Annotated in this window: 31 protein-coding genes; 11 read left to right on the top strand and 20 right to left on the bottom strand. The window is 74.1% G+C overall.

All coding sequences use genetic code 11. The annotated features are described in order from the left end of the window. Positions 1 to 3: 3 nt before the first annotated feature. Positions 4 to 264 (bottom strand): hypothetical protein, encoded by a 261-nt coding sequence (locus WCD58_RS19395; RefSeq protein WP_337704705.1) that lies wholly within the window; start codon positions 262 to 264, stop codon positions 4 to 6. Positions 265 to 338: 74 nt separating this feature from the next. Here WCD58_RS19395 and WCD58_RS19390 point away from each other — a divergent pair, with 74 nt between their 5' ends. The 3 genes from WCD58_RS19390 to WCD58_RS19380 all read left to right on the top strand — a co-directional run bounded on the left by WCD58_RS19390 (position 339) and on the right by WCD58_RS19380 (position 1,330). Further along, a complete protein-coding gene (locus WCD58_RS19390; RefSeq protein WP_337704704.1) occupies positions 339 to 584 on the top strand; it encodes a hypothetical protein in 246 nt (81 codons plus the stop codon). 106 nt (positions 585 to 690) lie between these two features. Continuing rightward, positions 691 to 843: a hypothetical protein gene (locus WCD58_RS19385; RefSeq protein ID WP_337704703.1), complete on the top strand. Its 153-nt coding sequence runs from the start codon at positions 691 to 693 to the stop codon at positions 841 to 843. Positions 844 to 934: 91 nt separating this feature from the next. Further along, on the top strand, positions 935 to 1,330 hold the full coding sequence (locus WCD58_RS19380) for a DUF2267 domain-containing protein (RefSeq protein ID WP_337704702.1): 396 nt from the start codon (positions 935 to 937) through the stop codon (positions 1,328 to 1,330). 34 nt (positions 1,331 to 1,364) lie between these two features. On the opposite strand, the gene rfbA is transcribed toward WCD58_RS19380, so the two are convergent. Together rfbA and rfbB are read right to left on the bottom strand one after the other, a co-directional pair. Further along, complete coding sequence (gene rfbA / locus WCD58_RS19375; protein ID WP_337704701.1) at positions 1,365 to 2,264, bottom strand: glucose-1-phosphate thymidylyltransferase RfbA; 900 nt, start codon at positions 2,262 to 2,264, stop codon at positions 1,365 to 1,367. Then, positions 2,261 to 3,256: a dTDP-glucose 4,6-dehydratase gene (gene rfbB, locus WCD58_RS19370; RefSeq protein ID WP_337704700.1), complete on the bottom strand. Its 996-nt coding sequence runs from the start codon at positions 3,254 to 3,256 to the stop codon at positions 2,261 to 2,263. Before rfbB ends, rfbA begins: the two co-directional genes overlap by 4 nt. 60 nt (positions 3,257 to 3,316) lie before the next feature. Between rfbB and WCD58_RS19365 the strand changes: the two genes are divergently transcribed. Continuing rightward, complete coding sequence (locus WCD58_RS19365; protein WP_337704699.1) at positions 3,317 to 3,922, top strand: dTDP-4-dehydrorhamnose 3,5-epimerase family protein; 606 nt, start codon at positions 3,317 to 3,319, stop codon at positions 3,920 to 3,922. A 1-nt stretch (position 3,923) separates the two neighbouring features. On the opposite strand, the gene WCD58_RS19360 is transcribed toward WCD58_RS19365, so the two are convergent. From WCD58_RS19360 to WCD58_RS19290, 15 genes are all read right to left on the bottom strand, one after another. Beyond that, positions 3,924 to 4,409, bottom strand: a complete 486-nt coding sequence (locus WCD58_RS19360; protein ID WP_337704698.1) for an Asp23/Gls24 family envelope stress response protein — start codon at positions 4,407 to 4,409, stop codon at positions 3,924 to 3,926. 55 nt (positions 4,410 to 4,464) lie between these two features. Beyond that, on the bottom strand, positions 4,465 to 4,773 hold the full coding sequence (locus tag WCD58_RS19355) for a gas vesicle protein K (protein WP_337704697.1): 309 nt from the start codon (positions 4,771 to 4,773) through the stop codon (positions 4,465 to 4,467). After that, a complete protein-coding gene (locus WCD58_RS19350) occupies positions 4,766 to 5,029 on the bottom strand; it encodes a gas vesicle protein (RefSeq protein ID WP_337704882.1) in 264 nt (87 codons plus the stop codon). The genes WCD58_RS19355 and WCD58_RS19350 overlap by 8 nt, the downstream gene beginning before the upstream one ends. A 41-nt stretch (positions 5,030 to 5,070) precedes the next feature. After that, entirely contained in the window at positions 5,071 to 5,835 is a 765-nt protein-coding gene (locus WCD58_RS19345) for a GvpL/GvpF family gas vesicle protein (protein WP_337704696.1), read from the bottom strand. Beyond that, complete coding sequence (locus tag WCD58_RS19340; protein WP_337704881.1) at positions 5,832 to 6,326, bottom strand: gas vesicle protein; 495 nt, start codon at positions 6,324 to 6,326, stop codon at positions 5,832 to 5,834. The genes WCD58_RS19345 and WCD58_RS19340 overlap by 4 nt, the downstream gene beginning before the upstream one ends. A 68-nt stretch (positions 6,327 to 6,394) precedes the next feature. Continuing rightward, a complete protein-coding gene (gene gvpO / locus WCD58_RS19335) occupies positions 6,395 to 7,651 on the bottom strand; it encodes a gas vesicle protein GvpO (protein WP_337704695.1) in 1,257 nt (418 codons plus the stop codon). Next, on the bottom strand, positions 7,648 to 7,881 hold the full coding sequence (locus WCD58_RS19330; RefSeq protein ID WP_274283050.1) for a gas vesicle protein GvpG: 234 nt from the start codon (positions 7,879 to 7,881) through the stop codon (positions 7,648 to 7,650). Before WCD58_RS19330 ends, gvpO begins: the two co-directional genes overlap by 4 nt. Before the next feature lie 11 nt (positions 7,882 to 7,892). After that, positions 7,893 to 8,702, bottom strand: a complete 810-nt coding sequence (locus tag WCD58_RS19325) for a GvpL/GvpF family gas vesicle protein (RefSeq protein ID WP_337704694.1) — start codon at positions 8,700 to 8,702, stop codon at positions 7,893 to 7,895. 11 nt (positions 8,703 to 8,713) lie between these two features. Next, positions 8,714 to 9,064 (bottom strand): gas vesicle protein GvpJ, encoded by a 351-nt coding sequence (gene gvpJ, locus WCD58_RS19320; protein ID WP_373696251.1) that lies wholly within the window; start codon positions 9,062 to 9,064, stop codon positions 8,714 to 8,716. 149 nt (positions 9,065 to 9,213) lie between these two features. Then, on the bottom strand, positions 9,214 to 10,458 hold the full coding sequence (locus tag WCD58_RS19315; RefSeq protein ID WP_337704692.1) for an SRPBCC family protein: 1,245 nt from the start codon (positions 10,456 to 10,458) through the stop codon (positions 9,214 to 9,216). Continuing rightward, positions 10,451 to 11,362 carry a hypothetical protein gene (locus WCD58_RS19310; protein ID WP_337704691.1) on the bottom strand — a complete coding sequence of 304 codons (912 nt, stop codon included), beginning with the start codon at positions 11,360 to 11,362 and terminating at the stop codon, positions 10,451 to 10,453. Before WCD58_RS19310 ends, WCD58_RS19315 begins: the two co-directional genes overlap by 8 nt. A 434-nt stretch (positions 11,363 to 11,796) precedes the next feature. Further along, positions 11,797 to 12,498: a PadR family transcriptional regulator gene (locus WCD58_RS19305; RefSeq protein WP_337704690.1), complete on the bottom strand. Its 702-nt coding sequence runs from the start codon at positions 12,496 to 12,498 to the stop codon at positions 11,797 to 11,799. Then, positions 12,495 to 13,547, bottom strand: a complete 1,053-nt coding sequence (locus WCD58_RS19300) for a ParA family protein (RefSeq protein ID WP_337704689.1) — start codon at positions 13,545 to 13,547, stop codon at positions 12,495 to 12,497. The genes WCD58_RS19305 and WCD58_RS19300 overlap by 4 nt, the downstream gene beginning before the upstream one ends. A gap of 128 nt (positions 13,548 to 13,675) precedes the next feature. Then, entirely contained in the window at positions 13,676 to 14,971 is a 1,296-nt protein-coding gene (gene nhaA, locus WCD58_RS19295) for a Na+/H+ antiporter NhaA (protein ID WP_337704688.1), read from the bottom strand. 8 nt (positions 14,972 to 14,979) lie between these two features. Further along, on the bottom strand, positions 14,980 to 16,494 hold the full coding sequence (locus WCD58_RS19290; protein ID WP_337704687.1) for an alpha/beta hydrolase: 1,515 nt from the start codon (positions 16,492 to 16,494) through the stop codon (positions 14,980 to 14,982). A 169-nt stretch (positions 16,495 to 16,663) separates the two neighbouring features. Here WCD58_RS19290 and WCD58_RS19285 point away from each other — a divergent pair, with 169 nt between their 5' ends. The 4 genes from WCD58_RS19285 to WCD58_RS19270 all read left to right on the top strand — a co-directional run bounded on the left by WCD58_RS19285 (position 16,664) and on the right by WCD58_RS19270 (position 20,351). Next, a complete protein-coding gene (locus WCD58_RS19285) occupies positions 16,664 to 17,122 on the top strand; it encodes an ATP-binding protein (protein ID WP_337704686.1) in 459 nt (152 codons plus the stop codon). Between the two features lie 20 nt (positions 17,123 to 17,142). After that, the gene (locus tag WCD58_RS19280) at positions 17,143 to 17,433 is read left to right on the top strand and encodes a PASTA domain-containing protein (RefSeq protein WP_133826614.1); all 291 of its coding nucleotides are present in this window, start codon (positions 17,143 to 17,145) and stop codon (positions 17,431 to 17,433) included. 244 nt (positions 17,434 to 17,677) lie between these two features. Beyond that, a complete protein-coding gene (locus WCD58_RS19275) occupies positions 17,678 to 18,646 on the top strand; it encodes a TIGR03557 family F420-dependent LLM class oxidoreductase (RefSeq protein WP_337704685.1) in 969 nt (322 codons plus the stop codon). A 73-nt stretch (positions 18,647 to 18,719) separates the two neighbouring features. After that, positions 18,720 to 20,351, top strand: coding sequence for a peptide chain release factor 3 (locus tag WCD58_RS19270; protein WP_337704684.1), 1,632 nt, complete (start codon positions 18,720 to 18,722; stop codon positions 20,349 to 20,351). A 109-nt stretch (positions 20,352 to 20,460) separates the two neighbouring features. Here WCD58_RS19270 and WCD58_RS19265 read toward each other — a convergent pair whose 3' ends face one another. Together WCD58_RS19265 and WCD58_RS19260 are read right to left on the bottom strand one after the other, a co-directional pair. After that, positions 20,461 to 20,838 carry a hypothetical protein gene (locus tag WCD58_RS19265; protein ID WP_337704683.1) on the bottom strand — a complete coding sequence of 126 codons (378 nt, stop codon included), beginning with the start codon at positions 20,836 to 20,838 and terminating at the stop codon, positions 20,461 to 20,463. Positions 20,839 to 20,936: 98 nt separating this feature from the next. Further along, positions 20,937 to 21,377: a hypothetical protein gene (locus tag WCD58_RS19260; RefSeq protein WP_337704682.1), complete on the bottom strand. Its 441-nt coding sequence runs from the start codon at positions 21,375 to 21,377 to the stop codon at positions 20,937 to 20,939. 335 nt (positions 21,378 to 21,712) lie between these two features. On the opposite strand from WCD58_RS19260, the gene WCD58_RS19255 reads away from it, so the two are divergent. Genes WCD58_RS19255 through WCD58_RS19245 form a run of 3 tightly spaced genes read left to right on the top strand, consistent with a single transcriptional unit; the run spans position 21,713 to position 24,497 of the window. Beyond that, a complete protein-coding gene (locus WCD58_RS19255; protein WP_337704681.1) occupies positions 21,713 to 22,816 on the top strand; it encodes a protein kinase domain-containing protein in 1,104 nt (367 codons plus the stop codon). Between the two features lie 5 nt (positions 22,817 to 22,821). Beyond that, positions 22,822 to 24,054 carry a PP2C family protein-serine/threonine phosphatase gene (locus tag WCD58_RS19250; protein ID WP_337704680.1) on the top strand — a complete coding sequence of 411 codons (1,233 nt, stop codon included), beginning with the start codon at positions 22,822 to 22,824 and terminating at the stop codon, positions 24,052 to 24,054. Beyond that, positions 24,051 to 24,497 carry an FHA domain-containing protein gene (locus tag WCD58_RS19245; protein ID WP_337704679.1) on the top strand — a complete coding sequence of 149 codons (447 nt, stop codon included), beginning with the start codon at positions 24,051 to 24,053 and terminating at the stop codon, positions 24,495 to 24,497. Before WCD58_RS19250 ends, WCD58_RS19245 begins: the two co-directional genes overlap by 4 nt. The last annotated feature ends 2 nt before the right edge of the window (positions 24,498 to 24,499 follow it).

The following is a 24,499-nucleotide window of genomic DNA, read 5'->3' as shown; positions in this document are numbered from 1 at the left end:
GGCTCAACCCGGCTTCGCCGCCGCCTGCATCACGTAGGTCTCGACCACCTGGCGGGCCTCGTAGATCGTCCGCGCGCTGCCCCACGCGCTCGGGTCGAGACGGTTGTGGGTCCACCCGCCCGGCAGCTGCCGGGTACCGAGGCTGAGGTGGCCGACCTCGCGGTGCCAGAGGATCTCCGACTGGAATCCGCGCGGATCATCCCAGTGCCACGAGTAGCCGTAGTCCTCCGTCTGTTCGAAGACCTCGACCCCGTCGATCTCCATGGCTCTAGGATCGGTAGCCGCCGTCCTCTCCACGCGCGGCACTCGGAGCAATTCCTGTGGCGCCTGGAGGAACTGTGACGGTCTATGTGTCGCTCCCGCAGATCCCGCTGACCCTGAAGTTCGAGGAGGAGCTCGGGGCCGTCATGGACCGTTTCCACCAGCTCGTCCGCGACGGGGAGGTCCACCGGTACGTGCTCGATCAGACCAGCGCGGTGCTCGTCAACTACGGCGTGATCGCGTCGGTGACGTTCTCGGAGGGGCCTCGGACGCTCGAGGTCTCGGAGCTCAACCGGGGCCTCGCGGCTCGCCTCGACGACTGAGATCCTCCGTCCCGCGGAGCACGAAAGTCGCCCGACGAGGGGAAGTTCGGGCCCGTTCTGTCGCCACAGCGTGACGGACACGACCGTGGCGATTACCGTATGAAACATGCAACGTGTGGTAGGGCTCCTCGCTCTGGCCCTCGTGCTGTTCTGGATCATCGACTCACCCACGACAGCCGCGGCCACCGTGACCAGCATCCTGGCCATCCTCGCGAGCTTCGCCGAGTCCCTCGTGGAGTTCGTCCGCGCGCTCTTCTGATCCTGCCCCGCCGCGACGTGTGGAGCTCCTGCCGAGTCGGGCACCCGCGCGCGTCGGAGACCTACGTGGTCACGAGCGCGAGAGGAGAACGATGCAGCAGCAGGAGTTCGTCAGTGCGGTCAAGGAGAGCCTCGACCTGCCGGACAACCAGAGCGCCGAGCGCGCCGTACGCGCCACGCTGACCGTCCTCGGGCAGCGTCTCGAGGGCGGCGAGGCCAAGGACCTGGCCTCCCAGCTGCCCGGCGGCCTGGCCGACGCGCTGCCGAGCCAGGGTGCCGGTGAGCGGTTCGACGTCGACACCTTCTACCAGCGGATCGCCGACCAGGAGGGCGACGGCGTCACCGTGGCGCAGGCCCGCCAGCACGCGCGCGCGATCGCGAAGGGGCTGGAGACCGCGCTCACCGACGGCGAGTGGCGGAACTTCACCAGCCAGCTCCCGAAGGACTTCCAGGACTTCCTCGGCACCGAGCCCGTCGAGAAGCACTAGTCGTTCGCGCCAAGGAGATACGGCGCGCCACGGATCAGCTCGACGGACGATCCGCCCCCATGCGGCGGGCGACGTCCATGACGTAGTCGCCGTAGCCGGAGCTGGCCTGCCGCTCCCCGAGCACGAACGCCTGGTCGGCGGTGATCCACCCCTTGGCCAGGGCGATCTCCTCGAGACACGCGAAGCGCACGCCCTGGCGGTGCTCGAGCACCTGGACGTACTGCGAGGCCTCGATCAGCGACTCGTGGGTGCCGGTGTCGAGCCAGGCGAAGCCGCGCCCGAGGTCGATGAGCCGGGCGTCGCCCCGCTCGACGTAGGCCCGGTTGACGTCGGTGATCTCCAGCTCGCCCCGGGCCGACGGGGTCAGGGTGCGGGCGATGTCGAGGACGTCGTTGTCGTAGAAGTAGAGCCCGGTGATCGCCCGGTTCGACCGCGGCTTCGCGGGCTTCTCCTCGATGGAGAGCAGGCGCCCGGTCTCGTCGGCCTCGCCGACCCCGTAACGACCGGGGTCGCGGACCGGGTAGCCGAACAGCACGCAGCCCTTCTCCGCCTCGAGGCGCCGGAGCTGCTGCTGCAGGATCGACGCGAAGCCCTGGCCGTGGAAGATGTTGTCGCCCAGCACGAGCGCGGCGGTGTCGTCGCCGACGTGCTCGGCGCCGATGAGGAACGCCTCGGCGAGCCCGTTGGGGGCGGCCTGCTCGGCGTAGGAGAACGACAGCCCGAGCTCGCCGCCGTCGCCCAGCAGCCGCCGGAACGCGGGCAGGTCGACGGGGGTGGAGATGATCAGGATCTCGCGGATCCCGGCCAGCATCAGCACCGAGATCGGGTAGTAGATCATCGGCTTGTCGTAGACCGGCAGCAGCTGCTTCGAGACGGCGCGGGTCACCGGGTGCAGCCTGGTGCCGCTGCCGCCGGCGAGCACGATGCCCTTCACCAGTCCCCCTCGACGACCGGGCTGCGCCCGATCAGCGGGCGCCACCAGGCCTCGTTGCGCCGGTACCAGTCCACCGTGGCGGCGATGCCGTCGTCCCACGCCACCTGCGGCGCCCATCCGAGCTCGCTGCGCAGGCGGGAGCTGTCGAGCAGGTAGCGCCGGTCGTGGGACGGCCGGTCCGGCACGATCGTCTTGAGCTCGGGCCCGAGCCCGAGCGCGCCGAGGACGCTGTCCGCGATGCCCTCGATGTCGACCTCGTGCCCGGAACCGACGTTGTAGGTCTCCCCGACCCGCCCGTGGTGAAGCACCGCGTCGATGGCGCGGGCGTGGTCGTCGACGTGCAGCCACTCGCGGCGGTTCTTCGTCGACGCGTAGAGCGGCAGCGGCTCTCCCGCCAGCGCGCGGGTGGTGAACAGCGGGATCACCTTCTCCGGGAACTGGAAGGGCCCGTAGTTGTTCGCGCAGTTGGTGATCGTGACCGGCACGTCGTAGGTCAGCCCGTAGGCCCGCACCACGTGGTCCCCGCCGGCCTTGGCCGCGTTGTAGGGCGTGCGAGGCCGGTACGGCGAGTCCTCGGTGAACGCGTCGTCGACATCCAACGGGAGGTCGCCGTAGACCTCGCAGGTCGAGATGTGGTGGAACCGCGACACGCCGACCCGCCGCACCGCCTCGAGCAGGCCCTGGGTGCCCATGACGTTGGTGGCGAAGAAGTCGCCCGGCCGCAGGATCGCCAGGCTGTTGTGCGACTCGGCGGCGAAGTTCACCACCACGTCCACCGCGTGGGCGCGCAGCAGGTGCTCGACCAGCTCGGTGTTCGCGATCGAGCCCGCCACGAACTCCACACCGTCGAGGCCATCGACGTTGCCGCGCACCCCCGCGTAGGTCAGCGCGTCCAGCGCCACCACCCGGTCGGTGGGGTGCTCACGCCGCCAGTACCGCACGAAGTTCGACCCGATGAACCCCGCGGCACCGGTCACCAGAACCGTACTCATCGTCTCCCTCGGCCGGGCGTGACGACGATCCTCCCACGCACGTCCTTAGGCTCCCCGGTCGTGGAGACCGAGGAGCTGGCCGTGCCCGGGGCGTGGCGGTTCACGCCCCCGGTCTTCCCGGACGCCCGCGGACTGTTCGCCGCGCCGTTCCAGGGCGAGCCGTTCCGGGCGGCCGTGGGCCACGGGCTGACCGTGGCCCAGGCGAACACCAGTGTGTCTCGCCGCGGCGTGCTGCGCGGCCTCCACTTCGCCGACGTGCCGCCGGGGCAGGCGAAGTACGTCCACTGCGTCGCCGGCGCCGTGCTCGACGTCGTCGTCGACATCCGGGTCGAGTCCCCCACCTACGGGCGGTGGGACGCGGTCCGCCTCGACGCGGCGACGATGACCGGCGTCTACGTCTCCGAGGGCCTCGGGCACGCCTTCCTCGCGCTCGAGGACGGCTCGGTCACCAGCTACCTCTGCTCGACGCCCTACGACCCCGCCGCCGAGCACGGCGTCGACCCCCTCGACCCCGCGCTCGGCCTGCCCTGGGAGCAGTACGTCGCGCGCGAGGACCTCGTCCTGTCGGACAAGGACCGCGCCGCGCCCACGCTCGCGCAGGCCCGCGAGGCCGGGGTGCTGCCGACCGCCGAGGCGTGCCGCGCGTGGGTGGCGGGCCTGCGGTAGGTCAGAGCGTGGCGGCCGGCGGCGCGACGGTGTCCGCGTCGGCGTCCAGGTCGGCCCCGGGCAGGTGGACGTCGGTGATGACGATGTTGAGCTCGACGACCGTGACGCCGGTGATCTCCTCGACGGCCTTCGGCACGTGGCGGCGCAGCGCACGGACGAGCTCGCGGGCGCCGACGCCGTACTCGATCTCGACGTCCAGGCCGACGTGGGCCTGCTGGTCGGCGAGCTCGACGCGCACGCCGGCGGTGTTCTCGGTGTTGCCGGTGAGGGTCTGGCGCACGGCGCCGACGGCCCGGGACGTGCTCCCCCCGAGCGCCACGACGCCGGGGATCTCGCGTGCGGAGAACGCCGTCACCTTCTGGATCACCGAGGGGAGCACCTCGGTGGTGCCCTCGACGGTGGTCGGGTCGCCCGCCGCGCCGGGGACGGAGGTGGCGGTCGGGGTCGGGCTGGACGGGGTGCTGCTCGGACGCTGAGCGCTGGTCATGCGGTCCGAGTACCCCGCCGCGCCGGGACGGAGTCCGCCCGTTCGGCGCCTCTGCTCACCGGTTCCGCGGCAGCAGCGGCCCGAGCGGTCCGAGATCGAGGTTGAGGTCGTCGGCGGTGAGCCCGAACTGCTCGGTGAGCTCGTCCATCGCCTCCGCGAGGTGCATCAGCGACGTGCCGAGGTCCTCCTCCTCCTGCTCGGTGAGATCGCCCTGCTCGACGCGGCGGATCGCCTGCCGCTCCATCAGCTGGCGGAGCAGCTCGACGATCGTCAGCACCAGTTTCATGAGGTCGCGGCGGACCGCGTCCTTGTCGATCTCGATGCGGTTGGCGCGGGTGTGGCCGGTCTCCTCGTCCTCAGCCACGCCCCGACTCCAGCTCCCGGGCTGTCACGGCCTCCGGCGCGTCAGCTCCGCTCCGCTGCGTGCCGCCTCGTTCCGCTCTCGCGGCGAGGGTGCCCGGCCGCTCCACCGGCGCGATCGACGTGATGAGCGCCCGCAGCGAGATGCGCACGAGGTCGACGCCGGCCAGCGAGATCGTCAGGTCGCCCGCGAGCACGACGCCACCGGCCAGCAGGCGGTCGAGCAGGTCGACGAGCGCGACCTCCTCGTCCCCGAACAGCGTCGTCGCGCGGGGTTCGAGCTCGCCCGAGCCCGGCCCGGTCACGACGCGCCCTGCGCCGCCTGGGCGAAGGAGTACGGCACCCAGGGCCCGGTGACCTCGACCCGGACCCGCGGGTGGTCGGCGAGCGACGCGACGAGGTCACGGAGCTCGTCGGCCCGCTCGACCGGCAGCAGGTAGGCGTGGTTGAGCACCATCGGATCCGACTGGCCCGACAGCTGGGCGTCCTGGAGCCGGTGGCTGCGGGTCGCCGCGGCGAGGGCGGTGACGGCGGCGTCGACCTCCAGGGCGGCCTCACGGGCGTCGTCGAGCGAGGTCTCGCTCTCGCGCAGCGCCTTGCGCCGCGCCCGCAGGTACTCGGCGCCGCTCTTCGGCTTGGGCGCCTCCCCGGCCTCGGTGCCGCCGCCCTGGCGCGCGTAGATCTTGACGCCCCACTCGGCGCGGCCGGCGAGCTGGTCGAGCACCGCGGAGAACGCCGCGCCGTTCTCGGCGAGCACGGCGCGCACACGCTCGTCGTCGAAGTAGACGGTCGCGAGGGCGAGGGGCGCGACGAGGTGGTCGCGCCCGAGGGTGTCGACGACGTGGTGGTGCGCCCGCGCCGTCGTCGTCAGCCACTCGAGGTCCTCGAGGCGCTCCTCGAGCGCCCGCTCCTGGAACTCGGCGCGGTCGACGTCGCTCACGATCGCCGCGACGCCGTCCGCCGCCAGCACCCGGACGGGCCCGCCCCCGACGCCCGCGAGGTCGCCGACGTCGGCGGGGTCGACGTCGCGGGCGAGCGCGTAGACGTAGGTCAGCGTGTCGCTCATCGGTCGGACCTCTTGCGACCGCTCGAGCGCTTGCGCGGCGCCGGGGCCGGCTCGGGCTCCTCGTCCTCCTCGACCGGCTCCTCGTCGACCGGCTCGTCCTCCTCGACGATCTCGGCGTCGTCGAGGTCCTCGTCGAGGTCGTCGTCCTCGTCGTCGCCGCGGTCCAGCGCCGGGGCGTGACCGTTGCGGCCCTCCAGGGCCTCGAGGCGCTCCCGCAGACGCCGGTTCTCCTCCTCGAGCTCCGCGTGTCCCGAGGAGAGGGTGGGATCGCGCTCCCACCAGTCGATGCCCATCTCCTTGGCGCGGTCGACCGACGCGACGACCAGCCGCAGCTTGATCGTCAGCAGCTCGATGTCCAGCAGGTTGATCTGGACGTCACCGGCGATGACGATGCCCTTGTCCAGGACCCGTTCGAGGATGTCGGCGAGGTTCGTGCCGTCCCCGCCACCGCCCTGCCGCGCGGGGCTCGCCTGGTTCGGGGTGGACGGCATCTGCCCGGTCCAACGCACCGGGTCGTTCATGGGTCGCTTCCTCTCGTGTCCCCCGCCCCCGTCGGCTGTCAGTCGTCGTCGCCGCGGCCCCGGGTGTAGCGCCGGACCCGGTGGTAGCTGATGAGCTCGCCGTCGGCGTCCATCTCGGCCTCGTAGGAGGCGAGGAGGTCAGCAGTCTCGGGGATCTTGCGCGCTTCCACCACCTCCAGGCCCACCACGTACCCGTCCTCGGTCTTGCGCACCGAGGTGATGGCCTCGCTCTCCTTGCCGCTCATCTCCTGGACCTGCTCGGCGGCCCAGCGAGCGATCTTGCGGGCGGGGATCTTCTTGGGCTTCTCGGGCTCGGGCTCCGGTTCGGGCTCCGGTTCCGGCTCGGGTTCCGGCTCGGCGGCCTCGGCCTGGTCCTCGGCGACGTCCTCGTCCTCGAGGTCCTCGTCCTCGTCGTCGACGTCGTCGTCCTCGTCCTCGTCCTCGTCCTCGAGGTCGTCCTCGGCCTCGGCCGCCGACTCCTCGTCGAGATCGTCCTCGTCGAGGTCGTCGTCGAGGTCGTCCTGCTCGTCGAGGTCCTCCGGCTCGGGTTCGGCCGGCTCCTCGCGCGGACGGCGACGGCGGGGGCGTTCCTGCTCGGCCGCGGGCTCCTCGTCCGGCGGACGGCGGCGACGGCGGGGTCGCTCGCGGTCGCCGTCCTCGGCGTCCCGCGGGCGACGGCGCCGCGGGCGCTCATGCTCCGACGGTTCCGACGGTTGCGACGGCTCCGACGACTCCGCGGCGTCCGGGGCGTCGGCGTCCGACCGGCGCCGACGCCGTGGCCGCTCCTCGTCCGACGCGCCCTCGCCGTCCGGGCGACGCCGACGGCGGGGCCGCTCCTCCGCGTCACCCCCCGGGTTCTCGGCGGGACGGCGCCGACGCCGGGGCTTCTCGCCGCCTCCGTCCCCGGCGCCCTCGCCCGCGGGGCGACGCCGACGGCGAGGCCGCTCCTCCGCGTCATCCCCCGAGGTCTCGGCGGGGCGACGCCGGCGGCGCGGCTTCTCCTCGCTGCCTCCGTCCGCCCCCTCGTCCGCGGGGCGACGCCGGCGGCGCGGCTTCTCGTCCGCCCCGTCGTCCGCGGGACGGCGACGACGGCGCGGGCGCTCCTCGTCCCCACCCTCGGGCGCGGTGCCGTTGCCGTTGCCGTTGCTGCGACGGCGCCGCGGCTTCTCCTCCGACGGCGCGGAAGCGGCCTCGCCGCCCCCCGACCGTCGACGGCGAGGCCGCTCCTGGTCGGTGAGGGGCGGGTCGTCGGGTGTCTCGTCGGCCGCCGCCTCGCGGTCGGCGGAGCGCGTCACGCCCCACCCCCGCCCACGAGTCGCTGCAGGAGGACCTCCTGCTGCTCGTCACGGTCGGCCTCGGTGATCTCGCCGCGCTCGAAGGCCGCGTCCAGCTCGTCGATCTGGGCGCGGATGACCGCCGGGTCGTTCATCTGGTGGTCGACCTGGTCGGCGATCTTCTCGCCCACCCATGCGACACCCCGGACCGGCGCCAGGGGCAGGAGCAGCAGCTCGGTGAAGAAGCCCACGTCACGCCCCTCTAGGCCTGGGCCTCGTCGGGCGCGTCGAACTCGGGCAGGAAGTCGAAGGCCGCGGTGGGGCCGATGAGCCGCAGCTCGATCCGTCCCGACCACGCGTCACCCAGCTCGTCGACCGCCCGCTCGAAGTCGCTGCGGTGGTCGGTGCGGATGAGGAACGCGAGGTGCACGGCACCGTTCTCGCCGCCCGCCTCCTTGACCTCCGTCGCCACCGCGAACTTCGACAGCGCGTCGACGCTGGCCTGCGCATCGTCCGCACGGAGCTGGTCCATGGCCTGCGAGATCGCCTCGCCGAGCTTGATGCGGTCGTAGTAGCTGGCGTCCTCGTCGACCCCGGCGATCTTCTCCCGCAGCGTCTGGATGCGCGGGTCGGCCTCGATGATGCGCGTCAGCACCGCGTCCTGGTCGTAGTCGCCGCGCAGGCGGAACTCCAGGTGGCCCTTCAGCTGCTCGAGCGCGCGGACGAAGTAGTCCTGGTGCGGGGCGAGCAGCTCCTCGGCGACGGCGTCGTCGTCGGTGACGACGGCCCCGAAGCGCATCGGGAGCACCGGGGTGTCCTGCGCGATGGCGTTGAGGACGGCCTCGTGCGCCATCAGGTCCTTGCGCGTCCCCAGGGCGCGGTCGGCCGCGACGTCACTGACGACCGCGGCGAGCTTGCCCTCGGTGACGAGGCCGAGCTGGTTGCCGTCCTCGCCGTAGGGGATCGGGTCGAGCCCGTCGGGGATCCGCACCCCGGCGGGCACGATGCCGTAGATGTAGGACGCCCGGGCGCTGGTCTGCGAGCCCTTGGTGGAGTCCTCGGTGGTGGTCACGCCGGCCTCCTTCACGCCTGCTCACGGCGGCTCTGGCGCTCACCGCGCACTTCGTCCCACTTCTCCTTGCCGGCGTCGAGCACGCCCTTGGTCTTGCCCTTCGCGCCGCCCTGCGTGGCGCCCTCGGTCATGCCGCCGACGACCTCGCTCAGGTCCTTGCCGCCCTTGGCGTGCAGGTCCAGACGGTTGGTCGCCTCGGCGAACCGCAGGTAGGTGTCGACGCTGGCGACCACGATGCGGGCGTCGATGGTGAGGATCTCGATCCCGACCAGCGACACCTTCACGAACGCGTCGATGACCAGGCCCTTGTCCAGGATCAGGTCGAGGACCTCGGCCAGGCCGCCCTGCGGCTCCTTCTGCACGCCTCCGCCTTGCCGTTGGCTGACGGTCACCGTGCCCCCTCTCTAGAACGACGGGGTGCGGCGCCGGCCGGTGCCGGCGCCGGGAACGGGTCGTGTGACGGTCGGCCCGGCTGCGGTCTCAACCGGGGTGCTGGGGTCGTCGGGCCGGATCAGGCCGGGGTGCGCTGGCGGCGCGAGCGGCGGCGGGGACGCTCGTCCTCGTCGGGCTCGTCCGCCTCGGCGGCGTCCTCGGCCTCGTCGTCGGCGGCGTCCTCGGGCTCGTCCTCGAGCTCGTCGTCCACCTCGTCGAGGTCGTCCTCGACGTCGTCGTCGAGGTCCTCGTCGAGCTCGCCGTCCGCGTCCTCGTCGTCGTCCTCGAGGTCGTCGTCGTACTCGTCGTCCTCCGCCACGAGGTCGTCGTCCTCGTCCTCGGCGTCGTCCTCGAGCTCGTCCTCGGGCAGCTCGTCCTCGTAGTCGCCGTCCTCCTCGGAGGCGCGCTGCTCCTCCTCGAGGGCCTCCTCGTGGGTCTTGACGACCTCGCTGTCGCGGATCTCGCCGCGCCAGCCCTCGAGCTCCTCGCGATTGATGAGGGTGTCCATCATGACGTGGCGGCAGAAGTGCTTGAACTCGAGCCGCGCCCGGCGCCCGACGGCCCGCCAGAGGTTCCCCGTCTTCTCGAAGAAGCCCTGGGGGTAGTACTCCATGATCAGGACGATGCGCGTGAGGTTCGGCGCGAGCTCGCTGAACGTCACGATGCCGTCCGCGGACCCCTTGGCCCCCGACGAGACCCACAGGATGTGGCTGTCGGGCACCTGCTCGCGGATCGTGGTCTCCCACGAGCGCCGCGACCAGAACACCTTCGCGGTCCAGGTGACCTTCTCGTCGGACTCCTGGTTGACCGTCTCGACCTTCTTCATGAAGCTCGGGAAGTCGGCCATCTGCGTCCACTGGTCGTAGGCGACGCGCAGCGGCACCCCGACGTCCTGGACCTCGTAGATGTTCATGAACTTGAACTTGCCGCGACCGCTGGTGTTGCCACCGCCGCTGCCGCTGCCGCTCTCGTCACTGTCGTCGTCGTCGTCGCCCATGCCGAGCGCTCCCGTGACCTTGTCCTTCACGGCGGAGAAGCCGCCCTTCAGCGCACCGCCGACGCCGCTCCCGCCCTGCAGCATCGACGAGCCCGCGCCGAGCGCGGACTGCAGACCGACGCTCGGGTTCTCCGCGACGTCGGTGAGCTTGTTGGTCAGGCCCTCGACCTGGTCGAGCGCCGAGGAGACCGCCTTGTCGGTGGCCGCCTTCAGCAGCGTCATCGCGGCCTGCTTGAGGCGGTCCGTCGGCAGCATGTCGGTCAGCGACCCGGCGTCGGTGTCGGGTCGGTGGCCGTTCGACGCGACGTCCGTGGCGGCCTCAGTCATCGCGCTTCGCCGCCGTCCGTCGGGTGCCGGAGCCGGCCGTCGCGCGGCTGCGCGACCCGCTGCCCTCGGAGGAGGACGAGGACGACCGGGACTTGCCGCTCGCACCGCTCCGGCGCGTCGAGCCGTTGCCCGAGCGCGAGGCGGAACTCGAGGAGGAGGAGCCCTCGTCCGAGGACGTCGAGCGCCGGCGGCGCTCCTGGCCCGAGCCGCCCGAGGAGCTGCTCGAGGAGCCGGACGACTTCGTCGAGCGCCGGCGACCGCCGGAGCCCGAGGAGCCCGACGTCGCCGCGGCCGGCTGGGGCTCGGCGTCCTGGGTGTCGGCCTCGTCGGCCTCCACGTCGTCGGCGTCGTCGGCGGTCTCCTCCGCGACGTCGACACCCTCGTCACCCGAGGCGTCCTCGGCCTTGTCGGCCTTCGAGCGACGCCCACGCCCGGAGAGCCCGCGCGCCGTGTCGCCGACGGCACCGCCCGCGGTGGAGGCCACGCCCCCGACCGTGTCGCCGACCGCCCCGCCGGCCTGACCGACGGCGTCGCCGGCCGCACCGGCGGTCTCGCCCACGGCCTGGCCCGCGGCGCCGGCGGCCTCGGTCGCCGGCTTGCCGAGGTTCTCGACGCGGTTGACGAGGTTGTCCGTCAGCGCCTCCATGCGGGAGCTCGCGACCGCGAGGGCCGCGTCCTTGCCCGCCTCGAGCAGGCGGCCGCGCACGGCGCTGTCGAGCTTCTGCAGCTCGGGCGACGCCTGGACCAGCTTCGACACCTGCCCGAGGATCGCGGCCGGGTCGGTCGAGATCTTCTTTCCGGCGAGAGCACCGCCCAGCATGATCGCGAGCTTCATCTTCTTCGTACGGCCCAACAGATAGCCGCCGATGACCGCGAGGGCCAATTTCAGGCCGGTTCCGGGCACCGTGCACCTCCGAACGGATTTGGTCTCACCAGTGCGGTGGACCACAGCCCGCCGCCATCAGGGCCGGACATTACAGCGCGTCGTTCGGGAAAGCGCTAGACCGCAAAGATCAAATTGTCGGTGGGCCGATCGACCCAATTGTCGATCACGACAGCACGAAGCAAGGTCACGCGTTCGGCCGTCATTCGAATGCTCAAAACCTGACACCCGAATGCCGATCAACGATTCCTCAGAATGCTACGCATAGCTGCACCGAATGCGCCACCCTCGTACGCCGAGCGAGCACGTGACGACAGAGCGGCATCACGGGCGGGCGGCAACGGTACGTCGAGCCCCTCGGTCGACCGGGGTCAGCGGTGCGACCGTTCCACGGCACCACGGGTAGGCGGAACGCCGCAACCGCCGGACGCCGGACGCCGGGTGTGAAAGGAGGGTCAGTTCTCGTCGGCGGCGCGCACGACGGAGTCCACGGCACGGCGCATCGCGTGCCATGCGCGAACGCGCGCGCGGCCTATCCGAGTTCCGAGAGGAGTGAGCCGAAAACGCCGATCGTTGCCCTCGTCGCGGGCCACGAGTCCGTGGCGGGCGAGGTGATGAAGAGTTCGCTGCACGGTCGTCGGCGGCGGCACGAGCCCGCCGCCGCTGTCCTCGCGCAGGCGGGCCGCGAGCTCGCGGCCGTCCGCCGGACCGCGGCGCAGGGCGACGAGGACGAGCAGCTCGACGTGCTCCCGGGACGCGAGCCGCACCGTGCCCCAGCGTCGGTTGGCGACGCCCGCGGCGGGCGGCGCCGACCGCTCCCCACCCGCCGCGGCCGCGTCGCGACGGCGCGTCCGCGGAGCCGGCACGGCGTCCGCGGGAGCCGCCGGGGCCGGGTCGGGGGCCGGGCTCTCCGGCGCGGGCTCCTCGGCGACGGCGGCGTCGGCCGGCTCCGCGTCGACCGTCTCCACGACGTCGTCCGGGACCTCGATGAGGTGCTCGGTGCTGCGCCGCGGGCGCGGGGGCAGGAGTCCGCGCAGGCTCGACGTCGCGGGACGCCCGAACGCGCTGCTGAGGTCGTCGCGATCATCGCGGTCGGAGCGATCGGAGCGATCGGCGCGGGCGGACCGGTCGGCGGCGAAGTTCGGCTCGGCGGTCACGGGGTGGCCTCCTGCTCGGGGCGGACGTCCTGGCTCGTGGACTCCTCGGTGGCGCGCAGGAGCGTGAGCAGCTCCACGCCGAGGTCGCGGTAGTCGCCGGCGACGCTGGCGGCGGTAGGCGACAGGCGGCGCGCGCCGGTGCCGCCCTCGCGCAGGGCCGCCCACCACGCCGGCTGCGCGGCCACCTCCTGCTCGAGCTCGTGCGCGAGCCGGCCGAGGCGGCGGGCGTCCTGGGCGGTGCGCTCGGCGTGGCGGATCGACGTGGTGAACAGCGGCGAGTGCCCGCCGAACGCCTCCTCGACGGCCTCGCGGACCTCGGCGTGCACGACCCGGGACCGCGACCCGGTCGCGAACAGCACGGCGCCGAGCAGCCCGAGGTCGGGGTTGAGCTCGCGGGCCAGGGCGAAGCGCTCGCCGACCAGGCGCATCCCGACCAGCCCGCCGCCGTCGGACTTCGTCGGCATGAGCACCCAGCGGGCCGCGGCGAGCGCGAGGTCGGTGAGGATCGTCGTCTCGGGCGGGCAGTCGACGAACACGAGGTCGTAGTCCCCGGCGACAGGCGCCAGGACCTCGGCGAGGGCGAGGAACGCCTCGCGCCCCTGCTCCTGCACGCGGGAGACCATCAGCGGCACGAGGTCCACCAGCCGCGCCCCGCCCGCGACGACGTCGAGCCCGGGGCGCACGCCCTCGACCGGCCGCAGCGGTGTCCCCGCCACCACCGACACGAGCAGGCCGGCGCCGCGGTCGTCGGCGGGACCGTCGCGGAAGCCGAGGTCGTCGGCGAGGTTGGCCTGGCGGTTGAGGTCGACGAGCAGGCACCGGTAGCCGGCCGCGGCGAACTGTCCTGCGAGGTTCGCGACGAGCGAGGTCTTCCCGACGCCGCCCTTGTCGTTGACCATCGCGATGGTGCGCGAGAGGGCCTCGCGGTCGATGCCGGGCGGGGGCTCCTCGGGCGGCAGCGGCGGCACGGGCTCGACGGGCCGGACGACGCGCGTGCCCCGACGTCGGCCGGAGGTGCTGCGGGCGGCGCGGTCCGCCGGTCCGGTCATGCGGCGAGGGTGCGGCCCGACTCACGCCCCGGCAAGGCCGACACCCGCGACGCCACCCGCTTGGCTCTGCACGGCCGCACCCGCACGCCGCCATCGGCCCAACGCGCTGCGACGCGCGGCGAGCAGGCTCACTCGCCGCGCTCGCGGGCGTCCTCCTCGTACACGTCGGGCACACCGTCGGCGTCCGCGTCGGCACGCTCGCGCTCCTGGATCCGCCGGTACACGCGGTTCCGGTGGCGCAGCACCACCGTCGCGAGGGCGGCGGCGAGCAGCGAGGCCGTCAGGACACCGATCTTCACGTGGTCGTCCGCCGCGCTGCCGGTGCCGAAGGCGAGCTCGCCGATGAGCAGGGACACCGTGAAGCCGATGCCGGCGAGCAGCGACAGCCCGAAGACATCGCTCCAGGCGAGGTCCTCCGACAGTCGCGCACGCGTCACCCGTTGCACGATCCACGTCGCGCCCGTGATGCCGACGACCTTGCCGGCCACGAGGCCGACGACGATCCCGATGGTGACCCGGTCGGTGAAGGCCGCGCCGTGCCCGCCGCCGACGACGGTCACGCCGGACGCGAAGAACGCGAAGACCGGCACCGCCACGCCGGCGGACAGGGGGCGCCAGCGGTGCTCGAAGTGCTCGGCCAGCCCGGGACCGGGTCCCTCCCGGCGGCGGACCACCGGCACCGCGAACCCGAGCAGCACCCCGGCGACGGTCGCGTGGACCCCGGACTCGTGGACGAGCACCCAGGTGAGCGCGGCGAGCGGGAGCAGCAGCCACCACGAGCGGACGCGCCGCTGGACGAGGACGGTGAACGCCGCGAGCGGCAGCAGGGCGAGCAGCAGCGGGCCGATCGCGAGCCGCTCGGTGTAGAAGAGCGCGATGATCGTGATGGCGAGCAGGTCGTCGACCACCGCCAGCGTGAGCAGGAACGTGCGCAGCGCGTCGGGCAGGCACGAGCCGATGATCGCGAGCACGGAGAGCGCGAACGCGATGTCGGTGGCGGTCGGGATCGCCCAGCCCGCGAGGCCGTCACCGCCGAGGTTGATCGCGGTGTAGAGGATCGCCGGCGCGATCATGCCGCCGACCGCGGCGGCGACCGGCAGGAGCGCCCGGGCGGGCTCGCGCAGGTCGCCCGCCACGAACTCGCGCTTGAGCTCGAGGCCCGCGACGAAGAAGAAGATCGCGAGCAGGCCGTCGGCGGCCCAGGTCGCGAGGTCCAGGTCCAGGTGCAGGGACGCCGGGCCGACCGTCAGCTCCGAGAGCGCCGTGTACGCGTCGCGCCACGGCGAGTTGGCCCAGACCAGCGCCACCGCGGCGCCGACGAGGAGCAGGACCCCGCCGACCGTCTCGCGCCGCAGGATGTCGCCGATCCGGCTGGTCTCCGGCCAGGAGCGGCGGGCGAAGAGGCGGGGCGTCGGGCGGGTCACGGACCTTGTTAGCAGGTCGTGTTCGGGGGCGGGAGGGTCCCCTCGACGAGGTAGCGGTTCACGGCGTCGTCGACACACGGGACGCCGTTGGTGTAGACGGTGTGGCCGTCGCCGCGGTAGGTCAGCAGCGCCGAGCCCGGCAGGCGTCCGGCCAGGGCCACGCTGTTCTGGTACGGGGTGGCCGGGTCGTTCGTGGTGCCCAGGATGAGCATCGGCGGGCCGGTGTAGTTCTCCAGCGGGGTCAGCGGCTGCTGCGGTGCCGGCCAGTCGGCGCAGGTCAGGCCGCTGACGAGCACGTTGCCCGAGAAGTGCGGGGCGCGCAGCTCGGTGGCGCGGGAGGCCGCGAACACCTGCGCATCCTCGGTGGGCCACGCGTTGTCCAGGCAGGTCACCGCGTTGTAGGTGTCGGAGTTGCTGCCCCGGAAGTAGGCGGTCGCGAGCGCGCGCATCGGGGTGCCGTCGCCGCGGTCGGCGGCCGCGAGCGCCTGGGCGAGCTGGGGCCAGCTGGTCGTGCTGTAGAGCGGGTAGACGACGCCGATCTCGAGCAGGCCGGCCGAGAGCGGCGTCGTGCCGGCCACCGGCAGCGGGGCGGCGGTGACGCGGGCGCGCACGCGGTCGAGGGTGCCGATCGGGTCGGCGCGCACCGGGCAGCGCGGGTCGGTGCGGCACGCGGCGTCGAACTGGCGCAGCGAGTTCTCGAAGCTCTCGGCCTGCGCGGAGTCCAGGCCCGGCTTGCTCACGTCGACCACGCCGTCGAGCACGATCGCGCGCAGGCGGGTCGGGAACAGCTGGGCGTAGGTCTGGCCGATCGAGGTGCCGTAGGAGAAGCCCAGGTAGTTGATGCGGTCCTCGCCCAGGGCCTCGCGGATGCGGTCCATGTCGCGCGCGACGTTGCGGGTGCCGAGGTGGGGCAGCAGGTCGCGGTAGCGCTCGCCGCACGCCGCGTCGTACCGGTCGACCGCGTCGTTCGTGGCGGCCTCGTCGGCCGGGTCACCCGGGTCGGGGTCGCCGAAGTACGGGGTGTCCGGGCCGAGGGGGCACTGCAGGCCGGTGCTGTCGCCGACGCCGCGCGGGTCGAAGCCGATGACGTCGAAGCGGTCGGTGACCTCCGGGGGCAGCACGCCCGCCTGGACGATCTCGATGCCCGACCCGCCGGGCCCGCCGGGGTTGACGAGCAGCACGCCGAGCTTGGCGGCCTGGTCGGTCGCCGGCCGCCGGGCGATGGCGATCGGCATCGTGGGCCCGGCCGGGTTCGCGTAGTCGACCGGGACCGACACGGACGCGCACTGCAGATCCCCGCGGCAGGGGACGAACCGCGCCACGCCGCTCGGGTCGGGGGGCGGCGGCGCGGCGGAGGCCGACGGGGTCGTCGACGACATCGGGATCGGGGGCACCGCCGGCTCCGGGCCTCCCGTGCACCCGGCGACCGCGAGCGCCGCGGCGGCCACGACGAGCAGACCGCGCGCCCGCCGCCGGAGGCGGCCGGACGTGGGCGAGCCGGGCCGGGCGTGCGTCCGTGCCATGTGCCACTCCTGCCGTCCCCGAACGCCCGGTTGCGCCGGGCGGCCCATCATGCCGGGCCGCCGGACGGAGCCGCGGGCGGCTCCGGGTGACGACGGCTTCACACCGTGTACACACCGGGTCCCCCGCACGCGATGATTCGACCGGGCCGGGACGGTCGACCCTCCGACCATGCACGGCACGGCGGGGACCGAGACACGCTGCGTGGTGCACGAGGTCGCCCACGAGGTGGTCCGCGCCCAGGATCTGCGGGCGCTGCGGACCGACCTCGTCGACTGGGTGCGCGCCACCGCGGAGGCCTCCGGGGACACCTCGGAGGCCGCGCTGACCGCGCGTCTGGAGGACGTGGCGACCGCGTTCTACGAAGCACTCACCAACGTCGTCGACCACGCCTATCCCGGGGGTACCGGGCCCGTGGACGTGACCGCCCGGCTCGCGGTGTCGGGCCCGGCCGACCAGCCGTGGCTCGAGATCGCCGTCTCCGACCGCGGGGGCTGGCAGCCGCCGCCCGACGACCCCGGGCACCGGGGGCGCGGCCTGCTGCTGCTCTCCGGTGTCACCGACGGCCACGACCTGCAGCGGGAGGCGGCGGGCACGCGGGTGCGGCTGTGGTGGCACCGGCCACCGTGAGCTGGCTACCGTCCCTGCGCATGAGGACACCCGAGCTGGTGCTCGTGCCCGCGCTCGTGGGGCTGCCGGCGGCGCAGGCCCACGAGGTCGCGATGGCCGCCCGGGTGGTGGCCGTCGACCCGGACCCCGACACCCCGCCCACGGTCGAGGGCACGGTGACGGCCCAGCAGCCCGAGCCGGGCACGCGGGTGCCGGCCGGCGAGGCCGTGACGATCTGGGTCGAGCCCGACTCGGGCGGCGGCGGTGGCGGCGGGGGCAACATGCCCCGCATCGAGCCCGACAAGCCGCTGGACGGCGCCGGGGCCAACTGAGTCGCGCCCCTGGTGATCGTGGGGGATCCGCTGACGTTCGACGTCAGCGTGGCCGCCACGCTGACACAGCCGGGGCCGGAACGGTGAAGGCCCGCGGGACGGCGGGTCGGGGGTCCGCCGCCCCGCGGGGCCACCCTGTCTGTCGTCCGCCGGGAGAGCGGCGTTACGCCTGCGCCCGCGTGGATTCCGGGACCGATCGGGAACACCCGGCGGGTCGTTCCCCCGACCCCGGAGGTGTCCGTCCGTGAAGATCGGTTACAAGCTGATCGCCGAGGCCTACTCGCCCGCCGAGATGGTGCGCCAGTGCGTGCGCGCCGAGGAGGCGGGCTTCGACTTCGTCGAGATCTCCGACCACTACCACCCGTGGGTCTCCGAGCAGCAGCACTCGGGGTTCGCGTGGTCGATGCTCGCCGCGATGGCCGCGAAGACGGAGCGGATCGAGCTGGCCACCGGCGTGACCTGCCCGTTCATCCGCTACCACCCGGCCATCATCGCCCAGGCCGCCGCGACCACCCAGCTGCTCGCCGACGGCCGCTTCACCCTCGGCGTCGGGTCCGGCGAGCGGCTCAACGAGCACGTGGTCGGGCAGGGCTGGCCCGCGGTGCACGTGCGGCACCAGATGTTCCGCGAGTCGCTGGAGATCATCCGGCTGCTGTGGCAGGGCGGGTACCAGAGCTACGAGGGCCGGCACCTCACGCTCGAGGACGCGCGGGTCTTCGACCTCCCCGACGAGCTGCCGAGGATCGTCGTCGCCACCGGCGGCGCGCGGGCCTCGCAGCTCGCCGCGGAGCTCGGTGACGGCATCTTCACCACCGAGCCGCGCACCGACCTCGTCGAGGCCTTCACCGCGGCCGGCGGGCAGGGACCGCGGTACTGCGAGGTGCCGCTGGCGTACGCGCCGACCGAGCAGGAGGGCGCGGAGTCGGCGCGCCGGCTGTTCCGCTTCGGCGTCACCGGCTGGAAGGTGCAGTCCGAGCTGCCGAACCCGGTGAACTTCGACGCCGCGACCGCCTACGTCACCACCGAGGACATGCGGCAGGCGTTCGGGTGCGGGCCCGAGGTGACGACCCAGCTCGCGGCGGCCCAGCCGTTCGTCGACGCGGGCTACGACCACCTCGCGCTGATCAACGCGGGCACCGACGTCGACGGGTTCTTCGAGCACTTCACGACCGAGCTCGCCGAGCCGCTGCGGGCGCTGACGCCGGCGGGCTGAGCGCCGCCGTACCCTCGATCGCGGGCGTTCGACGTGAACGGCCCCGAGGGACAACGACTGCGGGAGGAACAGCATGACCGCGGTGTCGGCCCCGTCCACCGGCGAGGGAACGGCCGAGGATCCCGGGACGCAGGCGCAGCGCCGCCGCACGTTCGCCGTGATCAGCCACCCGGACGCCGGCAAGTCCACCCTCACCGAGGCGCTGGCCCTGCACGCCGAGGTCATCTCGGCGGCGGGCGCGGTGCACGGCAAGGGCGGGCGCAAGGGCGTCACGTCCGACTGGATGGACATGGAGCGCGAGCGGGGCATCTCGGTGACCTCCGCGGTGCTCCAGTTCGCCTACCGCGACCAGGTCATCAACCTGCTCGACACCCCCGGCCACGGCGACTTCTCCGAGGACACCTACCGGGTGCTCGCCGCCGTCGACGCCGCCGTGATGCTGCTCGACGCCGCCAAGGGCCTCGAGCCCCAGACCCTCAAGCTCTTCGACGTCTGCCGCGACCGGGGCGTGCCGGTGCTGACGTTCGTCAACAAGTGGGACCGCCCGGGCCGCGAGGCGCTCGAGCTGGTCGACGAGGTCGAGCAGACGATCGGCCTGCGCCCGATGCCGATCACGTGGCCGGTGGGCATCGCCGGCGACCTGCACGGCCTCGTCGAGCGCGCCGACGGCACCATGCACCGCTTCACGCGGGCCGCGCACGGTGCCTCCAAGGCGACCTCCGAGGTGCTCGAGGCCGAGCGCGCCGCCGCCGAGGAGGGCCCGGACTGGGAGCGCGCCACCGAGGAGCTCGCGCTGCTCGACGAGATCGGCGCCGGGTTCGGCAGCGACGAGGCGATGGCGGCCTTCCACGCCGGCACCGCGACGCCGGTCATGTTCGGCTCGGCGCTGTCGAACATCGGCGTGGCCCGCCTGCTCGACGCGCTGGTCGAGCTGGCGCCGCCGCCCGGGCCGCGGCCCGACCAGAAGGGCGAGCCGCGCCCGGTCGACGCCCCGTTCTCGGGGCTGGTGTTCAAGGTGCAGGCCTCGATGGACAAGTCGCACCGCGACCGCGTCGCGTTCGTGCGGATCTGCTCGGGACGCTTCGAGCGCGGCATGGTGCTCACCCACGACGCCACCGGGCGCCCGTTCGCCACCAAGTACGCGCAGGCGATGTTCGGGCGCGACCGCTCGACGATCGAGGAGGCGTTCCCGGGCGACATCGTCGGGCTCGTCAACGCGACCGCCCTGCGGCCCGGGGACACCCTGTGGGCCGAGGAGCCGGTCACGTTCCCGACCATCCCGAGCTTCGCCCCCGAGCACTTCGCCGTCTGCCGGGTGGCCGACATGTCGAAGACCAAGCAGTTCCGCAAGGGCATCGAGCAGCTCGACTCCGAGGGCGTCATCCAGGTGCTGTCCTCCGACCTGCGCGGCGACCAGGCGCCGGTGCTGGCCGCGGTCGGCCCGCTGCAGTTCGAGGTCGTGTCGGCCCGCCTGGCCGACGAGTTCGGCGCCCCGGTGAAGCTCGACCGCCTCGACTACACGCTCGCGCGCCGCACCGACGAGTCCGGCGCCGCGGGACTCAAGGGCGCCGTGGGCATCGAGGTCCTCACGCGGCGCCTCGACGGCGAGCTGCTGGCGCTGTTCCCGCACAAGTGGCGCCTGCAGGCCGTCGCCCAGAACAACCCGGACATGCTGCTGGCGCCGCTGGTCGCCGACACCCTCTAGGCGGGAGACGAAGCGGAGCGGAGCTCGACCCGATCAAGCAGGGAGACGAAGCGGAGCGGAGCTCGACCCGATCAAGCAGGGAGACGAAGCGGAGCGGAGCTCGACCCGATCAAGCAGGCAGCCGACGCGGGGGCAGCGCGTCGTTGATCGTCCGGCTCGTCTCCTCCGGGTCGGCGACCTCGACGACGACCCGGTGGTACGGGTCGCCGCGCAGGTAGATCGCGAGCAGGCGCTCCGCCCGGCGCACCATCCAGAGCTGGCGGCGCTCCCCGACGCCGTACGAGCCGGCGCGCAGCACCCGCGGCACGCTGACCCCGGGCAGGTGGACCCGGGGGCTCGCGGTCACCGCGTCACGCCGCGCCATGGGCCGGGCGAGCAGCACGCGGCTCAGCGGCAGGTAGACGCCGCGGCGGCAGGCCCACACGCGGTCGGTGCCGGTGAAGCGCACGACGAGGCCGTCCGCGGTGATGCGGACCTGGACCGCCATGTCTCACCTGCCTCGTGCGCGGAGCGACCTCGGTCGCCGGACCACGCGCGTCGCCGGAGGACGACGACGCGACCTGGTCCGGCGAGAGGGCCGGGGGATCAGGACAGCCGGTCGTTCTTCGCCGCGGCTTCCTCGTAGGCGCGCTCGGTGGCGCGCTGGGCGTCGGCGAAGCCCTTCTCCACGGCCTGGGTGCCGTCGGTGTGCGCGTCGCGTACCGCCTGCTCGGCGTCGCGCGCGGCCTGCGCCAGGGCGCGCTCCGCCTCGGCCGCCGCGTCGGAGATGGACGAGGCGTCGGAGGTGCCCGCGGTGACCGAGGTGCCCGCAGCGCCCGAGGTGCTCGTGGGCGTCGGCGCCGTCGTGTCGGATCCGGGTCCGCCCGGCGTGGCGGCGGGCGTCGAGGCCCCCGGGCCGGGCATGCTGCCCCGGTCGGCGAAGTCGTCGGCCTCCGGCCGGCGGTGCTGGGCGGACCGGTCCCCGGTCAGCTCGTCGGATCCCACGGGGGATCCGACGGGACGCTCGGCGTCGTCGGTGGCGCTCACGGCACGACCTCCGGACTTTCTCGCGCGGAAGGCCGCGCGCCGGGCCTGCTGTTAGGCGCGGCACCCAACCCCCCGATCGGCTTCGGTGCCGCGACAGCATGGCAGGCCACGGCCCGATCGGCCCGGGCACCCTCCCCGAGAGCGCTCCCGGAAACCCTGATCGACGTGCACCTGAGCCGAGCGGGTGTCGCTCGCCACCCGGACGGAGGAGTGTCCTCCGGCCGCTGATGATCCACGTCCGACGGCGGAGAGCGGTCGCGCGCACGGCGATGACACGATGGTTCACCAGACACCGGCAGAACAGCGCGGAACGGCGCGGAACGGCGGACAACGGCATGGACGGACCCGGCCCGGGGACCAGCGGTCCTCCGGTCCCCGAGCAGGCGCGCTTCTGCGCGCGCTGCGACGGGCCCGTGGGCCGGGGCCGCTCGGGCCGGCCGGGGCCGGAGCGCGGCACGTGCCCGTGGTGCGGCGCCGCGTACGACGTCCGGCCGGACATCGCGACGGGCACCGAGCTCGCCGGGCGCGCCGACCGCTACCGGGTGCGCGCCCCGCTGGTGCGCGGCGCGCGGGGCTGGTCGTACACCGCCACGCGCGGGCACGACGGCGCGCTGGTCGTCCTCGGCAGGCTCGAGGGCCCCGACGGGCCCGCCGCCGGCGCGCTGGCGGTCGACGAGACCGAGGTGCTGCTCGCCCTCGACGTGCCCGGCCTCGTGCACGCCCGCGACGTCGTCCACGCCGACGGGCGGGACGGCGCGGTGCGCCTGCTCGTGCTCGACCACGTGCCCGGCGAGGTGCTCTCCGCGTCCCGGCCCGTCCCGCCCGCCGACGCGCTCGACGCCGTGCTCGGCGCGGTGCCCCCGGTCGCCGCGCTGCACCGGCACGGCCTGCTGCACGCCGACCTGAACCCCAGCAACCTGCTGCGCGGGCCCCACGGCATCACCGTGCTCGACCTGGGCAGCGTCCGGCGCGTCGAGGACCGGCACAGCGACGTGTGGTCCACCACCGGCTTCGTGGCGCCCGAGATCCACCCCGGCGGCCCCGGCCCCTCGGTGGCCTCCGAGGTCTTCGCGCTCGGACGCACGCTCGCGGTGCTGCTCGCCGACTTCGACCACCTGCGCAACCACGCCCTGCGCCTGCCGGACCCCGCGGGCGTGCCGGTCCTGCGCGACGACCCGGACCTGGTGGCGCTGCTCGCCCGCGCCACCGACGCCGACCCCGCCCGCCGGCACCGCAGCGTCGAGGCGTTCGCCGCGGAGGCGCAGCGGGTCCGGGAGCGCTACCCCGCCGGCCGCGCCCCGGACGGCACCGCCCGACCGGGCGACTCCGGCGTGGGCGTCGGCGCGCACCCGGAAGATGGATCCACCAGACGTGGCGGGGGCCGTCCGGCCGACCCCGCCGGCGACCACCGCGAGGCCCGAGGAGCACCGATCCCGTGATGGAGATGGCCGGGACCGGCGGCGGCCCGCTGGTCGAGCGCACCGACCTGCGCGCGGAGCTCGCCGACGGCACCCCGCCGCCGTGCCCGCAGTGCGGCGACGAGGAGCCGGCGGCGCCCGACGGCACGTGCCCGACCTGCGGCGCGACGCGCCCCGTGCTGCGCGACCACGTCGAGCTGACCCTGGGCGACGCCGCCGCGATCACCGACCGGGGGCGGCGCCGCCGCCGCAACGAGGACGCCGTGGAGCTCGGCCGGCGGGTCGAGGGCAGCGGCGACGACCGCGTCGAGACCTGGGTGGCCGTGGTCTGCGACGGCGTGGCCTCCGCGCGCCGCGGCGACGAGGCCTCCCTGGTCGCCGTCGGCGCCGCCGTGGGCGCCGCGCTGGAGACCGCGGCCGCGCCCGCCACCCCGCCGACCGGCTTCCCGGCGATCTCGACCCGCGACACCGGCCCGGTGCCGACCGAGAGCGCGGACGACGGCGGGGCCGACGCCGAGGCGACCACCGGCGAGACCCCGACCTCCGGCGGCCGCGCGGGCACCGGGGTGTCCGGCGAGCTGGACGCGCTGGCCACCGCGGCCTCCGCGGCGGCCGCCACCGCCGCCGCCGACCTCGGGCTCGGCGGCGGCGACAGCCCCGCGTGCACCTACGTCGCGGCCGTCGTGCGCGGCGGCGAGGCCGTCGTGTCGTGGATCGGCGACAGCCGGGCCTACTGGCTCGCCTCCGACGGGTCGTCGCGCCTGCTGTCCACCGACGACTCGTGGGCCGAGGAGATCGCCAACGCCGGGATCATGTCCCGCGAGGAGGCCGCGCGCGACCGCCGCGCGCACGTCCTGACCCGGTGGCTGGGCCGCGACGCCCCGAGCGGCCCGGCGCACGCCCGCCGCGTGCGGCTGGGGGTGCCCGGCCTGCTCCTGCTGTGCAGCGACGGGCTGTGGAACCACCTGCCCGACGCCGAGATCCTCGCCCGGCTCGCGCGCCCGGGTCTCGGCGGCACCGCCGCGGCGGAGAACGTCGAGGAGACCGGCGTGCCCGACCACCCGGCGCTCGCCGCCGCGGCCGCGCTGCTCGCCGCCGCGCTCGACGACGGCGGCCACGACAACGCGACGCTCGCGCTGATCCCGATCGTGCCGCCCGCGGACGCCGGCGGGCGCGCCTCGGTGACCGTCGACGGTCGCGGCCCCGACGAGCGCACCGGGCCCATCCCGCTGGACGGGGAGGGGGTGGTCGACCGGTGAGCACCGACGTCCCACCCGATCCCCCCGCCGACGTCACGGCCGGCACCTGGGTCGTGACGGTGTGGGCCGACCGCGACTACCACGAGCTCGTCCTCGCCCGCGGCGGCGCCGACGACACCTCCACCCCCGGCGAGTTCCCCGCCGACCTGCCGCCGCGGGAGATCGTGCTGACCGCGGAGGAGACGCGGGTCGGCCGAGGCGGCCCGGACACCCCCGAGATCGACCTGGGTGGCCCGCCGCGCGATCCGGGTGTCTCGAAGCTGCACGCCGTGCTCCTCGCGCTGCCCCGCGACCGCTGGGTGGTCATCGACGCGGGCTCGACCAACGGCACGACGCTGAACTACGCCGAGGCGCCGCTGACCCCGGACACCCCGGTGGCGCTGCGCTCCGGCGACTGCATCCACGTCGGCGCGTGGACCACGCTGACCGTCGAACGACGCTGAGT

Origin of the sequence: Actinomycetospora flava (assembly GCF_037400335.1) — a bacterium.
Taxonomy (GTDB): domain Bacteria; phylum Actinomycetota; class Actinomycetes; order Mycobacteriales; family Pseudonocardiaceae; genus Actinomycetospora; species Actinomycetospora flava.
This window is presented reverse-complemented; position numbering and strand designations above follow the sequence as displayed.